General features: G+C 58.1%; 10 protein-coding genes. 7 read left to right on the top strand and 3 right to left on the bottom strand.

Going from position 1 to position 14,459, the window contains the following annotated elements; translation table 11 throughout:
- The first annotated feature begins 451 nt into the window (after positions 1 to 451).
- The 3 genes from cutA (at position 452) to EDC26_RS10550 (ending at position 4,194) form a co-directional block, all read left to right on the top strand.
- On the top strand, positions 452 to 781 hold the full coding sequence (gene cutA, locus EDC26_RS10560) for a divalent-cation tolerance protein CutA (RefSeq protein ID WP_132582340.1): 330 nt from the start codon (positions 452 to 454) through the stop codon (positions 779 to 781).
- 145 nt (positions 782 to 926) lie between these two features.
- Positions 927 to 2,975 (top strand): protein-disulfide reductase DsbD, encoded by a 2,049-nt coding sequence (gene dsbD, locus EDC26_RS10555; RefSeq protein ID WP_243700871.1) that lies wholly within the window; start codon positions 927 to 929, stop codon positions 2,973 to 2,975.
- Positions 2,976 to 3,312: 337 nt separating this feature from the next.
- On the top strand, positions 3,313 to 4,194 hold the full coding sequence (locus tag EDC26_RS10550; protein WP_132582294.1) for an alpha/beta hydrolase: 882 nt from the start codon (positions 3,313 to 3,315) through the stop codon (positions 4,192 to 4,194).
- Positions 4,195 to 4,313: 119 nt separating this feature from the next.
- On the opposite strand, the gene EDC26_RS10545 is transcribed toward EDC26_RS10550, so the two are convergent.
- The 3 genes from EDC26_RS10545 to yihA all read right to left on the bottom strand — a co-directional run bounded on the left by EDC26_RS10545 (position 4,314) and on the right by yihA (position 7,330).
- Positions 4,314 to 5,393 (bottom strand): NAD/NADP octopine/nopaline dehydrogenase family protein, encoded by a 1,080-nt coding sequence (locus tag EDC26_RS10545; RefSeq protein WP_132582292.1) that lies wholly within the window; start codon positions 5,391 to 5,393, stop codon positions 4,314 to 4,316.
- 254 nt (positions 5,394 to 5,647) lie between these two features.
- Positions 5,648 to 6,664 (bottom strand): porphobilinogen synthase, encoded by a 1,017-nt coding sequence (gene hemB / locus EDC26_RS10540; protein ID WP_132582290.1) that lies wholly within the window; start codon positions 6,662 to 6,664, stop codon positions 5,648 to 5,650.
- A 42-nt stretch (positions 6,665 to 6,706) separates the two neighbouring features.
- On the bottom strand, positions 6,707 to 7,330 hold the full coding sequence (gene yihA / locus EDC26_RS10535) for a ribosome biogenesis GTP-binding protein YihA/YsxC (RefSeq protein ID WP_132582288.1): 624 nt from the start codon (positions 7,328 to 7,330) through the stop codon (positions 6,707 to 6,709).
- Between the two features lie 162 nt (positions 7,331 to 7,492).
- On the opposite strand from yihA, the gene EDC26_RS10530 reads away from it, so the two are divergent.
- The 4 genes from EDC26_RS10530 to bcsB all read left to right on the top strand — a co-directional run bounded on the left by EDC26_RS10530 (position 7,493) and on the right by bcsB (position 14,455).
- The gene (locus EDC26_RS10530) at positions 7,493 to 8,197 is read left to right on the top strand and encodes a c-type cytochrome (protein WP_132582286.1); all 705 of its coding nucleotides are present in this window, start codon (positions 7,493 to 7,495) and stop codon (positions 8,195 to 8,197) included.
- 87 nt (positions 8,198 to 8,284) lie between these two features.
- Positions 8,285 to 10,327, top strand: a complete 2,043-nt coding sequence (locus EDC26_RS10525) for a cytochrome c biogenesis protein ResB (protein ID WP_132582284.1) — start codon at positions 8,285 to 8,287, stop codon at positions 10,325 to 10,327.
- An 11-nt stretch (positions 10,328 to 10,338) separates the two neighbouring features.
- Positions 10,339 to 11,697: a c-type cytochrome biogenesis protein CcsB gene (gene ccsB, locus EDC26_RS10520; RefSeq protein ID WP_165930992.1), complete on the top strand. Its 1,359-nt coding sequence runs from the start codon at positions 10,339 to 10,341 to the stop codon at positions 11,695 to 11,697.
- A gap of 490 nt (positions 11,698 to 12,187) precedes the next feature.
- Positions 12,188 to 14,455 carry a cellulose biosynthesis cyclic di-GMP-binding regulatory protein BcsB gene (gene bcsB / locus EDC26_RS10515; RefSeq protein ID WP_165930991.1) on the top strand — a complete coding sequence of 756 codons (2,268 nt, stop codon included), beginning with the start codon at positions 12,188 to 12,190 and terminating at the stop codon, positions 14,453 to 14,455.
- Positions 14,456 to 14,459 lie beyond the last annotated feature (4 nt).

The following is a 14,459-nucleotide window of genomic DNA, read 5'->3' as shown; positions in this document are numbered from 1 at the left end:
GAACTCGTGGGGCGAATAGCCCACTGGGCTATTCGCAAACGTCCCACTCAAACAGCGCACGCCTTGCATCCCCGAAGCCGGCCCTGCGCGCGGCGTGCCCGAATCGCCCGCCCCACCTTAACCGCCCACGACGCTCGTGTGGTGGGTGTTTGTGGGGTCGTTGGTGGGTTTGGGTGAGGTGATGGTCGCTCATGTAGCGCCACCCCTTGTGGGTGGCATGGCGTTTATAAATGCGGCCTCGGTCGTCAACAATGTTGGCCGCCACAAGGGCTACCGCTACATGACATGACGGTTTTGCCACCCACAAGGGGTGGAGCTACAAAACATTCCTGCCAGCTCCGATAAAATAAGGTGGTGTCAACCAAATACCGGAACGAAGATGCCGAATTCGATTAAACCGCCTGCGCCAGGCGAGGACATCTTGCGCATGTTCGCTCATGGCGATTCTGCTATGGCGCCCGATGATCTTGTCCTGGTCATTAGCAACGCACCCGATCTGTTGCTGGCCAAGCGGATTGCGCATGTACTGGTTGAAGAAGGTCTTGCGGCATGCGTGAACCTGGGCGCGGCAGGGTTGTCCATGTATATGTGGGCCGGCCGATTGGAAGGTGGCGAAGAAATTCCGCTCACCATGAAGACCACGCGCGCGCGAGTTCATGAATTGGTCTCGCGTTTGCGGCAGTTGCACCCTGATGAGGTTCCGGAAATTCTGGTTTTGCCCGTTCTGGGCGGCCTGGCGAGTTACGTGGATTGGGTGCGCGAGCGAACGGCTTTGGCATAGCGGGCGCGGGTCAGGCTATTGGGCTAATATCGTGAAGCGGCGGACGGTGGCAGGTATCTGGCGTTGGGTGCCGATGTTCGCGAAGTCCTCCGTGGGCGGCGGCACATGTGCAATGCCGCTGGTGAAGAACTGGAAAAATCAATTAATGAACGACTTTATTCTGTGGGCTGGCGCGAAAGGCGGATGCTCCAGTCAGCATGTGTCGCGCTCGTACAGCAAGGATGCTCGTGCGCACGTTTATAGTCCGTGGCGCGCGGCGTTGGCGCTCGCCGCCACGCTGATGCTGTCTGTATTTATGCTATACAGCGGCGCTGCGCACGCCGAGGAAAACTACCTTGAGCCTGAGCAGGCTTTTGCGTTTTCGGCGGCGATGGCCAGCCCCACCGAGCTGGATGTGCACTACAAGATCGCGCCTAAATACTATATGTATCGCGAACGGTTCGAGCTGGCGCTAAGCCCTGATGCCAGTCGCCTGGGTACGCCGCAGTTTCCTGCGGGCATTGTTGAATACGATCCCACCTTCGACAAGAAGCTTGAGATCTATCACGATCAAATCACGATACGCGTGCCGCTCAAACCCGGCGCGACCACACCGCTGAAGCTGGCGGTCACCGGCCAGGGTTGCGCCGAGGCGGGATTGTGCTACGCGCCCATGACGACCGAGCTGGCGTTGACTCCTACGGCGCAAGGCTATAGCGTCAGTGGCCCTGGCGTGGTCGCCAGCGTGCCGGAGCCCAGGCCCGAAGGGGCTCACAGCGTGGCCGGGGCGGCAGAGGGCGGCGCCACCGGTTTGGGTTCGGTTTTGAATATGGGCGATGTGGGTTTTGCCAGCTATTTGGTGGGCGCGGGCTGGGTAAAGATTATTGTATTGTGCCTTGCCCTGGGCCTGCTGCTGTCATTCACGCCTTGCGTGTTACCCATGGTGCCCATCCTGCTGGCGATCGTGGCAGGTGACGCCGGCCGCGGCGTTCACGTGTCGCGCTGGCGCGGCTTATCTCTGGCTGCGGCGTATGTGCTGGGCATGTCGCTGGTATATACGGTGTTGGGAGTGGTTGCAGGCCTGATCGGCGCCAGTCTGTCGGTATGGTTGCAGACTCCGTGGGTGCTGACCCTTTTTGCCGTGTTGCTTGGCCTGTTGGCGCTGGCCATGTTCGGTGTTTTTACCCTGCAGGTTCCGAGCAGTCTGCAGTCGGCGCTTAACGACAGGCTGTCAAAAATACCGGGAGGCCGTTATAGCGGCGCTTTCCTGATGGGCATGGTGTCGGCATTGATCGTGGGTCCCTGCATCGCGGCTCCTCTGGCGGGCGTGCTGCTGTTTATTTCTCAGACCGGTAATCTCGTTCTGGGCGGCTTGGCCCTGTTTGCCCTGGCTTGGGGCGAGGGTCTGCTGCTGCTTGTGGTGGGCGCCTCGTCAGGCGCTCTTTTGCCCCGTGCGGGTGCCTGGATGGAAGGCGTCAACCGCTTTTTCGGCTTGTTGCTGTTTGCGACGGCCTGGTGGATGGTCAATTCCATCGTGCCCGCGTGGCTGGCAATACTGGGTTGGGCTTTCCTGGGCTTGTGGAGCGCGGTCATGTTGCGCGCGTTCGAGGCTCTTCCGGCTGAGCCCGGGCTAGGCGATTTTCTACGCAAGACGCTGGGCCTGTTGTTGGCGCTATGGATGGCTTTGCTGATTATCAGCGTCGCCGCGGGTGGGCGTAGTTTGTTGCAGCCGCTGGGTGTGTTTCGAGTGGTGGGCCAGGCGGGCGGCAGCGCTGCGCCTGCGGGATCATTGGCTGCGGCAAACGCCGGACCCGGGCTGCCTGCCGCCAACACCAACGCCATGCGTGCGCGGTTCACCCAGGTGGCGTCGGTGGCCGAATTGGATAAGCTGCTGGCCAGTACCGACCGGCCGGTTATGCTCGATTTTTACGCTGACTGGTGTGTGTCGTGCATAGAGATGGAAAAACTCACTTTTAGCGATCCGGTTGTTGCGAAAAAGATGTCGCAGTTCTTGCTGGTGCAGGCCGACGTCACCAAGAATACGGATGATGATCGCGCCTTGCTCAAGCGCTTCAAGCTGTTCGGGCCGCCGGGCATTATGTTTTTCGATTCCCGAGGCCGGTTGTTGCCTGATGCGCGGGTTATCGGCTTTAAAAACGCCGGGCAATTTGGTGCGGTGCTCGATCGGGTGTTGGCGGCTCAGGCGAAACGTTAGCGCGTGCTGTTGGCGTGCAAACAGATGCGTTTTTGTGCGTTCCTGTTCTTGCGCATTCTTGGGCGGGGCGGGTGTTAACGGAAGAAAAATTTGAGGAGCGCAGCGACGATCTTTTCGGAGTTAATGCCCGCCCCTGCACAGAATCAGAAGTGAACTAAAACCGTGTTTTGCATCGATGACAGGCACAAGGCCTGTCGCTACAAGACCGCGTTGGAACATCACTCCATGCGCACAACGCCAATTTTCAGGTAAGATTTCCGAGCAAATAAACCACGCACAGGTTTTCTACTCCGGGCCAGGAATAGTATCGAGCCTCATGCCCCGTATCGGATAGTCAATGCCACAACACACGTTCGAACTGAATTTTTCCGATCTCGCCGAACGCGCAAAGCAATACAGCGCACGCGCTTCCGTATCGGACTTCGATGCCTGCATGCGCGAATACGCCCAACTTGCCCGCGAGATTAATAACGAGTGCGTCGGCATTTACGATCTACGGTACGGAGAAGGTGCGGCGGAACGCCTGGATTTATTTCCGGTCACCTCCGTCAGACAGCCGGCGCCCCTATTGGTGTTTATCCATGGCGGCTATTGGCATTCGCAGGCCAAGGAAGACGCGCCTATCATGGCCCGTGCTTTTACAGCGGCCGGCATCGCGGTCTGTACGCTTGAATACACGCTGCTGCCCGAATCCACTTTGGCTGAAGCCGTGCGCGAGGCGCGCAGCGCTGTTGCCTGGCTATATCGAAATGCCGCCCGGTACGGCGTTGATCCCGATCGCATCCATGTAAGCGGCAGCTCCGCAGGGGGCCATTTATCGGGCATGCTGGCCGCGCCCGGTTGGCAGGATAAATTCAATCTGCCCCAGGACGTGGTCAAAGGCGTCCTGAGTTTAAGCGGGCTCTACGACATTCGCCCCCTATGCGATATTTACATTAACGACTGGCTGCAATTGCACCCCGAACAGGCCGAACGTCTTAGCCCACTCTTTCAACTGCCCGATGTGAGCGTGCCTGTTTTACTGGCCGTGGGGGGGCTGGAAACGGACGGCTTCAAAAACCAGACGTATGCGTACGAGTCGGCTTGTCGTGGCAAAGGCATTTCGGTCAAGCGCATCGAAGCGCCTCACTGCAATCACTTTAATCTATTGTGCGAGTTGTACAACCCGCAAAGCAAACTTGCGCAGGCCGCGTTCGACATGATTCTCAAGGGCCGTTAACACGGTAACGGTACGGCGGCTTGTTGCAAGATGGGCGGCGCTTTCGGGCCTGCCTAGTGCGCCGTTTGGCTGGTTTGTGCATTAGCCAAACAGCACACTATTGGATAAACCGGCAAAAATTAAACGGGCGGGTAGCCTGTGCGCGCAAGCCTTTGCAGTTCCGCTGCCGACAACTGTTCCAGGCCAAGTGCCGGCAAAAGATCGTTTTCCTGCGTAAAGTCTCTTCCATAGGCCGCAGAGAAAATGGCGATGCCCGACTCGTGCAAGGTGGCCGGGCTACCCGTGAGACGGCCAAGAAGAACTGTTGGCAGCAGCCCGAACGGCACATCTTCGAGGATGTAGCGGCTGTTCACTGTTTTGGGGCCGAAGCCGCCTCTGCCTTGACGATGCATTTCCTGGTTCATTTCGGATACCCCTGCCATGGGGACATGGAAAGAAAGCGAGAAATGCTCCCTTACCGTTCTGACCGATAGTCCGAAGGCTTTCGCAATGGCCAGCCGCTCCTCGTCCAGCGCTTCGATCAGCCGGCCCACGGTGGGGGTGATGTTCTCCCCCTGGCCCCATTGCTCGCCGCGCTCCATGCGAGTCAGGTTCAGCAAGGCGATACCGAGATGGTTTTGAGGGTTCAGGTTGCTCAGTGCGATCGCCAGCAGTCCATCGCGTTTAACGAAACGGTTGCCGAAGAGCGTTGTGCATAGGGCGTGTCCGTCATCGATAGCGCTTTGCGGGACGGTCGCCAGATCGAGCTTCTCGCGCACCGTATTCACGTTTACCTCGGTCAGGCTGGTCTGGCTTCCCGTCGTGAGGGTGGTTCCCCATGCGATGACGGGAGCGCGAATGCCGCGAGCGGCCAGCAGCCTGGACAGATACAAGGCGCTAAACGATGTGTGAGAGCTGATGATGACGGGCTGCCCCTCGCGTACGTGAGGCGCGGCCGCTTCGAGCGCAAACTTGTGGCCATACCCAGGCAGCGCGATCATCACCGCATCGGCCTGCTCGACGGCATCGGCGCAACTGGTGGCAACGCGCACAGGGAAACTCCCGTTTATCGCACTCTTTGCAACCAGCGGCTTGCCCGCCGCCAATTCGACCGTGCGCTTGCCCGAGGGCGACCAGAGCATGGGATCGTGCCCTGCCTGTGCCAGAAAGGCGGCAGTTCCGTATGCAACGGCTCCCGCACCAATAATGCCTATGCGCATCGTCGTTGCCCTTTTTCCCCGCAGGAAATTTGTATGGACGCCATCAGGTTCGTGGCATTCTTAGATTTATTTATTATATAGAACTTGGGTATGTAGCGCGCCGGTTTATTCGTTCTATGTTCAGTCTACGTGGGGGCAAGCATTAACTCCGAAAAGATCGTCGCTGCGCTCCTCAAACTTTTCTTCCGTTAACACTTGCCCCCACGTAGACTGAGAAGTGGCCCGGGCGTTCTGCCCAAAGCACGTGAAATATCTTACGACTGTTCCTTTAAAAGCTTCGCCGCCGCAACCGCGAAATACGTCAGTATCCCGTCGCCCCCCGCGCGCTTGAAGGCGATGAGCGACTCCATCATCACTTTATCGTGATCCAGCCAGCCGTTGGCCGCCGCTGCCTTGATCATGGCGTATTCGCCGCTGACCTGGTAGGAATAGGTCGGCATGCCGAACGCATTTTTCACGTCGCGCAGAATGTCCAGGTATGGCATGCCGGGCTTGACCATGACCATGTCTGCGCCTTCGCGGATGTCCAGAGCGACTTCGCGCAGTGCTTCGTTGCGATTGGCCGGATCCATCTGGTAGGTGGCCTTGTTCGATTTGCCCAAATTGACGGCCGAGCCCACCGCGTCGCGAAACGGCCCATAAAAGGCGCTGGCGTATTTGGCCGAATAGGCCATGATGCGGGTGTGGATGTGTTTGTGGGCTTCGAGCGCCTGACGGACGGCGCCAATGCGGCCGTCCATCATGTCGCTGGGGGCGACAATGTCCACGCCGGCCGCGGCCTGAGTCAACGCCTGGCGCGTGAGGATGTCTACGGTGGGTTCGTTTAGCACATAGCCGTCGGCGTCGATCAGCCCGTCCTGTCCGTGGCTGGTATACGGGTCGAGTGCGACATCGGTCAGAATGCCCAATTCGGGAAAACGCTTTTTAAGAGCTGCCACCGTGCGCGGAATCAAGCCATCGGGGTTGGTCGCCTCAATACCGTCGGGCGTTTTGAGGCCGGGGTCGATGACCGGAAACAGGGCCAGTACCGGAATGCCCAGGGCGACGCATTCTTCGGCGGCCGCGAGCAAGGTGTCGGGCGAGTAGCGAACTACACCCGGCATGGAGGGCACAGGCTCGCGCACGCCTTGGCCTTCCCTGACAAATACCGGGTAGATGAGGTCGTTGACGGTCAGCACATTTTCGCGCACCAGGCGGCGCGAAAACTCATCGCGGCGGTTGCGCCGCGGGCGGGCAATGGGGAAGTCGGCGGAAACAATAAAGGAAGTCATCAAAATTCTCGGGAAACAGAGGTATAAGGCCGGAAAAGGGTATCAAGGCACGATCTTGGGAGAGATCCAGTTTTCAATATGGGCTGTGGCTTCTTCGAGTCCAATGCGATGGGTGGCCGAAAACGGTACTGCGTTCAGGGCGCCGATGTCGGCCAATTCCTTTCTGACGGCAAAGACAGCCTTGATGCGCTGACCGTAAGGGAATTTGTCGGCTTTGGTCAGCAACGCCAGAACGGGGCGCCCGGTAGGGGCGATCCAGTGCGTCAGACGGCGGTCCAGGTCGGTGACGCCGCGGCGGATGTCGATGAGCAGCACAATGCCCGCCAGCGACTCGCGCTCGCGCAGATAGCCGCCCAGCACGTCGGCCCAGTCTTCGCGGGCGTTTCGGGCGACGGATGCGTAGCCATAGCCGGGCAGATCCACCAGGAATCCGAGCGATGCGTCGGGGTCGATGGGATCGGGGATGCCAAATAAATTGATCAGGCGTGTGCGTCCAGGTGTTTTACTGGAAAATGCCAGGCGCCGTTGGTTTGTCAGGACATTGATCGCCGACGATTTGCCGGAATTGGAGCGGCCGACGAAACAGACTTCGGCGGTCGTGGGCGCCGGTAGCTGATCCAGGCGGGCTGCCGAAACAGTGAAACGGGCGCGGTGCAAAATGGACACGGGTGTACCTAGGTCGGTTGAATTCAGCTGCTATTGTATAATCGCAGGTTTGAAACTGTTGTGATTAGGGTCATTAGGGCTTCTTTCTGGCAAAACTGATCTAATCACAGTGACCACAGCGGCGTTTGTCGCCCGGATCGAATTGCGATCGTAGAGGTTTTCATGAAGCGTGTGTTTTTCCGACTATTGCTTGCCAGCGGCGTGTTGCTTGGCTCGTCCCTTGTTAGCGTCACCTATGCCGCCGAAGCGGTCGGGGTCCCCAAACCCGATGCCGCCAAGGGCGAACAGCTCTATACCAAAGGCGACTCGGCGCGAGGAATTTTGGCCTGTATGTCCTGTCATGGCGCGGCAGGCAACAGCACCATTCCGTCCAACCCGAATCTGGCGGCCCAGCCGCACGAATACCTGGTCAAGCAGCTAGGTGATTTTCGCGCCAAAGATGCTAAATCAGCCCCATCGCGCCGCGGCGCAAACGGCGCGAATACGGTCATGACGAATTTTGCGGCGGCCCTTACACCGGCCGACATGCAAAATATTGCCTACTATCTGGCGCAGCAGCCGCTTGACCCCAAAACGGCGGCCACGGCAAGCAAGAAAGATACGGTGCAACTTGGGCAGAGCATCTGGCGCGGCGGTTTGCCCGATCGCAACGTTGCCGCATGCGCGGCTTGCCACTCGGCCAATGGCGCCGGCATGCCCGGAGAATTTCCCCGTTTGTCGGGCCAGCATCCCGCCTATATTGAAGAACAGCTAAAACTGTTTCGCAGTGGCGATCGCGCCAACAACCCCATAATGCAAGATATCGCCGATCGTATGTCCGACACCGATATCGCGGCCGTAGCCGACTACGCCGCAGGGTTGCGTTAGGGCCAGGCCGAGTGCGGATCAGTATCCGCGCAGCCGAACTAAGGGGGGAAGCTGTCGTTGACGCTTCCCCTTTTTTATCGAATTGAGATGAACCAAATTTTTTCTTTGCGCCGTTGGCGTTCCGATGTTCTCGAACTGCTTGGCTCAATGCGCTTTGCCGTCAGCTTGTTAATGTTTGTTTGCATCGCCAGTTTGATTGGCACGGTGCTGCAGCAAGGCCAGGCCCCCAGCGCGTACATCGATCAGTTCGGACCGTTCTGGTTCGCGTTGTTTGACAAGTTTTCCATCTGGCATATCTACAACAGCTGGTGGTTTTTGTTGATCATGACGTTCCTGGTGGTTTCCACCGGTATTTGCCTGTTCCGCAATTCGCCCAAAATGGTGCGCGACGCGCGCTCGTTTCGTGAATATATACGCGAGAGCAGCTTGCGCTCGTTTCATCATCGGCTGGAGTGCGCGTCCGACGTGGCGCCGGCCGAAAATCAGCGACGCGTGCAGCAATGGTTGTCTGGCCAGGGCTACCGCTATAAATTGCGGCAGGACGGCGAGAGTGTGATGATTGCCGCCAAAAAAGGCAGCGTCAATCGCCTGGGTTATATCTTTGCCCATGCTGCGATCGTGATTATCTGCATAGGCGGATTGATCGACAGCCAACTGCCGGTTCGCCTGCAAGTGTGGCTGGGCAAGACGCCGATTACACAGAACATGCTGGTTTCCCAGGTTCCCGAATCGGGGCGTCTGCCCAGCGGCAACCTCAGTTTTCGCGCGAATATGCTGGTTCCCGAAGGCAGCGAAACCAACAGCGGTATTGTCAGCGTCGATAATGGCGTGCTGATCCAGCCTTTGCCGTTCGTGCTCAAGCTTAAAAAATTCATGGTTAGTTATTATTCGACCGGAATGCCTAGTAATTTCAAAAGCGTGGTCGAGGTTACCGATCCGGCAACAGGCAAAAAATTTGACCGTACGATCGAGGTTAACGAGCCTTTGCGCTACAAAGGGGTCACCGTATATCAATCGAGTTTCGATGATGGCGGCAGCAAGCTGCAATTGGTGGGCTATCCCCTGGTAGGGTCGAAAGACAAGCCCTTTGACGTGAATGGCACAGTGGGTAAAGCAACCGAGATTACGATGGGCGACGACCCGAAGGCCGGGCGTGTCGAACTCGACCTATCGGGTTTGCGCACGATTAATGTCGAGAATTTGTCTGAAAACGCCAATCCTCAGCCCAAGCCCATGCTGGCTCAGGTTGCGGCGGTAACCGGTAGCGCCGCGGGGGCCAAAAACGCCAATCTGCACAATGTGGGGCCTAGCGTGCAGTACCGTGTGGTGGGCCGCGACGGGCAATCGCACGAATTCAATAATTACATGCTGCCCGTGACACTTGACGGCAGTTCGGTATTTTTGGCGGGCGTGCGTGATAATCCGGGCGCCAGCTATCGGTACTTGCGCATTCCGGCCGACGCCAATAATTCGGTGGGCGAATTCATGAGCCTGCGGGCGGCCCTGCATGACCCTGTCATGCGCGCCGAGGCGGCGGGCCGCTTTGCCGCTAAAAATGCCAGCTCCGAGGCACAACGCCCCTTGCTGCAAAAAGCTGCCGCGGGCGCGCTCGAAACTTTCGCCCGGGGTGGGTTTAATGCCATCGTCCAGAAGGTTCCCGAGGCGGATCGCGAGAAAATTCTGGGCTTTGCGGTACCCATGATTCAGTTAAGCCTGGTCGAGCTGCGCGATATAGAACGCGAAAACGCCGGGCTTGCTCCCATCGACCATACCGGCCCCGCGGCTGAGGCGGCCAGCAAATGGATTCAACTTTCAGTGCTGGCCCTGGCGAATTTGCCCGACTATCCGGCGCCGGTGTTTATGACGCTCAAGGGTTTTGATCAGGTGCAGGCCAGCGTGTTCCAGGTAGCGCGCAGCCCAGGCAAGAATGCGGTGTATCTGGGCTGCATCCTTTTAATATTAGGCGTATTCTCGATGTTCTATATTCGGGATCGGCGGATTTGGGTGTGGATCAAGCCCAAGGGGCAGGGCAGCGACTTGCTCGCCGCCATGACTTCGCAACGCCGCACGCTCGATTTTCAACATGAGTTCGACCGCTTCAAGGATGCGATCGGGCGCTTGTCTACGTAAAGAGGTTTCCAATGACCGATACCATCATCAAACCGGGCTTCCCGATGTGGCAGGACGCTATGACGTCCAGCGGCGACTCTCGCGGCCATCGCGGCCGGCCGGACTGGTCGGATATTGTCTTCTTCCTGGTGCTGGCGGGCGGCGCAGCCTATGCGCTGCTGCATTTTGGCTCCAGTATGGACTACTACGAGAAGGTGATCCTGTGCGGCGCGGTAGCCGCGTTCAGTTGGCTCGCATGGTTGTGGCGGCCGATCCGCACGCTGATCATCGCCAGCGGCTTAAGTGCTCTGTTCGCCATTTGGCTGTATAGCAATGGCGGCGGCTTGGGGCAGGGCGATATTACCCGCGCCGAACATGTGTTTTTTCTGAAGTACCTGTTTTCGTCGCAATCGGCCATTTTGTGGATGTGTACGCTGTTTGTGCTGGCTACGGTTTGCTATTGGATAGGTATTTTCAGCAACACGGCCGCCTGGCTGGGCACGGTGCTTACCTGGGGCGCCGTATACGCCGGGGTAACGGGCATGCTGGTGCGCTGGCGCGAAGGGCATTTGCTGGGCCCCGACATCGGCCACGTTCCGGTCAGTAATCTGTATGAAGTATTTGTACTGTTTTCCCTCATCACGGCGTTGTTCTATCTGTACTACGAGCGGCGCTATGCCACGCGCGCACTGGGCGGTTTCGTGCTGATGGTGGTCAGCTCCGCGGTGATTTTTCTGCTCTGGTATTCGTTTACGCGTGATGCCTTTGCCATCCAACCGCTTACGCCGGCGCTTAAAAGCTGGTGGATGAAGCTGCATGTGCCGGCCAATTTTATCGGCTACGGCACATTTTCCCTGGCCGCGATGGTGGGTTTTGCCTACCTGATCAAGGAGCATGGCCAGACTGCATCGCGGGCCCGGCTGATACCCTTGTTTATTCTGGGCGCGGTGCTGTGCGCCGAGCCCTTTGTGTTCGGCGAGAAAGAGCTGTCGATAGTCTGGGTGCTGTACTTTGGTTTAGGCGCGATTATCGTGGGGGCGATATTGGCCTTGCGCGGGCCGATTGCCAACAAGCTGCCGTCGCTGGAAATTCTTGACGACATCATGTATCGGGCCATTGCAGTGGGCTTTGCCTTCTTTACATTGGCCACCATCCTGGGTGCGCTGTGGGCCGCCGACGCCTGGGGCACCTATTGGCAGTGGGATCCCAAGGAAACCTGGGCGCTTATCGTCTGGCTGAACTATGCGGCCTGGCTGCACATGCGTCTCATGAAAGGCCTGCGCGGCAGCATGGCGGCGTACTGGGCCTTGGGCGGTCTGCTGATTACCAGCTTCGCCTTCCTGGGCGTCAATATGTTCCTGTCGGGCCTGCATTCTTACGGAGAGCTGTAAGGCGGGGGTGTTTTGGTAAAACGGCCCGTTTTTGTAGTGGCAGCCCTTGAGGCTGCCATTTTTTGATTTCCGTAGTGGCACCCCTTGTGGGTGCCATCAAAATTCTGTACGAAACTTTACACCGTAGCGCCCGTTACGGTTGCTTTTTCGATGCGCTTATTAAGGCGGGATAGCTCGAAATAGGCTGTTCGAAGTGGCTTGTTCAACGCATATAAACTGACGTTGCCTTGTTATATTTCGCTGACGAGCTTGGCCGCCTGTAATAGATTGTGTATCGGATGCTATCCGCCTGGATGGCATGTTTATAGCAATGGCCATTCAGGTAAGAAAAAACGTGGCCATATTTCCTTCAAACAAGGTACGAGTCCGCCTTGCTATATACGGTTGGTGTATAGCAGGATGCTTCACGCGTGGCGCTCTTTCATCTACTGTTTCCCGCTGAAATGGCGTCATGAGAAGCGGCCTGATTATATTGCTGTTTTGTGTTGCCATGGCAGGCCGCATCGCGGTGGCGGCGCAGCCGCCGGAGGACGGCGGGCAGGCGGCCAGCGCCGGCATTGTTTCGACGGTGCTGCCTTCGTCCGCCGCAGCGCGATCGAAGCCCGCGGTGGCACAGGGGGGCGTTTATGAGACGGTTACGTTGCCCTTTTCTAAACTGGGCGCTTTTCGGCCTATACATCTAAAGGGCATCACTGACAGCAAGTCCATAGGGGTGGGAATAAGGCTTGATCGCGTGGTAACCGCTGCACGTTTACGCTTGACCTACTCTTACTCACCCGCTTTGGTGTTTTCGGTTTCGCACATCCGGGTGCTGGTTAATCAACAGGTTGTCGCGACCGTGCCGTTCACAGCGGCCAATGCCGGCAGTCCCGTTACGCAGCAAATCGAGCTGAATCCGCTGTTTTTTACCAGCTTCAATCAAATAACCCTCGAGCCCGTGGCCCATTACACCATCGATAAGTGCGAGGACCCGGCCAATTCCGCTTTGTGGGTCGACATCAGCCCTTCGAGCGAATTGATTCTGGATGAACAGGCGGTAGCGCTGCCCAATGATCTGGGTTTGCTGCCGGCACCGTTTTTTGATCGTGGCGACACCACGCGCCTTGTCTTGCCCTTTATGCTGGGGGCTGCGCCCAATGACCAATTACTGCGCAGCGCCGGGGTCGTTGCGTCCTGGTTTGGCGTGCTTACCGACTATCGCGGCGCTCGGTTTCCGGTGGTGCATGCGATTCCTGCCGATAAAAATGTGGTGCTGATAGGCAAAGCGGCCGACTTGCCTCCCCTGCTCAAAATAGCGGCGGTTGACGGGCCGACGATTGCCATTTTGAGCAACCCGGGCACCTCGGACAAAAAGATTTTGCTGATTTCAGGCCGCAACGATCAGGAGGTGCAGACGGCGGCCGAAGCGCTGGTGCTGGGCAAGGCGGTGTTGGCCGGCGCGCGAACGACCGTAGACCGGGTGGATATCGGGCCGCCCCGCAAGCCTTATGATGCACCCAAGTGGCTGCCCTTGGACGGGCCGGTCCAATTCAAGAATATAGTGGCCAGTCCAGATGTCTTGCAGGTGCGGGGCGGGTCGCCCGATCCAATACGCATCGACATGCACGTGCCGGCGGATTTGTTTGGATGGACGGGCCATGGCGTGCCGCTGGACCTGAAATACCGCTACACCGCGCCGTCGGTCGTGAACGACTCCATGCTTACCGTCAATATCAACGATGAACTGGTGAAATCGTATCGGCTGACTCCGCGGCGGCCCGAAGAAGACAAGTCAGGCTTCGGATTTCTGCGTGTGCCCTTGCTCAACGACGCCGCTAGCCATTCCGGCAATGCGCTCAACATCCCGGCATTCCGCGTGGGCAGCGATAATCAATTGCAGTTGCAGTTCACGCTCGATTCGCAAAAAAGCGGCATGTGTTCAGGTCTTGCATACAACCCCGCGCGTGCGGCGATTGACCCGGATTCGACCATCGATTTCAGCGGTTTTGCCCATTATGCCGTGATGCCGAATCTGGCGTTTTTCGCCAATAGCGGCTTTCCGTTCACCACGCTGGCCGACCTGGCCGGCACTGCGATCGTGATTCCCGATCATCCCGACTCAAGCGATCTGCAAGCCATGCTCACGGTGCTGGGCTATATGGGGAAGTGGACGGGGATTCCCGCCATGCGTGTCCAGGTTTTGCATTCGAGTCAGGTCAGGGCGCCGCTGGACAAGGACTTGATCGTTATTGGTTCGGGCCCGTCGGCGGCGCTTCTTGAGGGATGGGACTCCGTATCCGCCTTGCGCATAGCGGCGTTGCCGCCGATCGCCGGCGAACCCAAGCGTTATGCGGTGAGTCTGATGGACAAGGCGGGCGGCGGTTCGAAACTGGGCAAGCAAGATGTGACTCTGAGTCAAGACGGCAGGCTTGGCATACTGATGGGCCTGCAATCGCCGCTGCAAAAGTCGCGCAGCATCGTCGCTCTGACCGGCACCGATCCACAAGGCTTGCTGGATGTCGTCAATGCCTTGGACGATCCCGGCAAGGTCAGCGTGATGAAAGGCGGTCTGGTCGTGGCGCGTGACGGCAAGATCGAATCGGCATCCATCGGCGGGCAGTATATGGTGGGAGATTTGCCCTGGTATGCCCAGATATGGTTGGTTGCCATCAAGCACCCTATGTTGCTGGCCCTGCTTGGCATACTCGCGGGTATTCTGGTGTCTGTCGGCGTGTTTCTGGGCCTGCAGTCGCTATCCTCACGCAGGCGCGGGGTCTGATGAC

Origin of the sequence: Paralcaligenes ureilyticus (assembly GCF_004346225.1) — a bacterium.
In the GTDB taxonomy this organism is placed as follows: Bacteria; Pseudomonadota; Gammaproteobacteria; order Burkholderiales; family Burkholderiaceae_B; genus Paralcaligenes; species Paralcaligenes ureilyticus.
This window is presented reverse-complemented; position numbering and strand designations above follow the sequence as displayed.

Bases quoted from the DNA above. Each gene is read 5' to 3' on its own strand.
- dsbD (WP_243700871.1), top strand. From the start codon at position 927: ATGAACGACTTTATTCTGTGGGCTGGCGCGAAAGGCGGATGCTCCAGT.
- ccsB (WP_165930992.1), top strand. From the start codon at position 10,339: ATGACCGATACCATCATCAAACCGGGCTTCCCGATGTGGCAGGACGCT.
- EDC26_RS10550 (WP_132582294.1), top strand. From the start codon at position 3,313: ATGCCACAACACACGTTCGAACTGAATTTTTCCGATCTCGCCGAACGC.
- EDC26_RS10525 (WP_132582284.1), top strand. From the start codon at position 8,285: ATGAACCAAATTTTTTCTTTGCGCCGTTGGCGTTCCGATGTTCTCGAA.
- EDC26_RS10545 (WP_132582292.1), bottom strand. From the start codon at position 5,393: ATGCGCATAGGCATTATTGGTGCGGGAGCCGTTGCATACGGAACTGCC.
- cutA (WP_132582340.1), top strand. From the start codon at position 452: ATGGCGCCCGATGATCTTGTCCTGGTCATTAGCAACGCACCCGATCTG.
- EDC26_RS10530 (WP_132582286.1), top strand. From the start codon at position 7,493: ATGAAGCGTGTGTTTTTCCGACTATTGCTTGCCAGCGGCGTGTTGCTT.
- hemB (WP_132582290.1), bottom strand. From the start codon at position 6,664: ATGACTTCCTTTATTGTTTCCGCCGACTTCCCCATTGCCCGCCCGCGG.
- bcsB (WP_165930991.1), top strand. From the start codon at position 12,188: ATGGCAGGCCGCATCGCGGTGGCGGCGCAGCCGCCGGAGGACGGCGGG.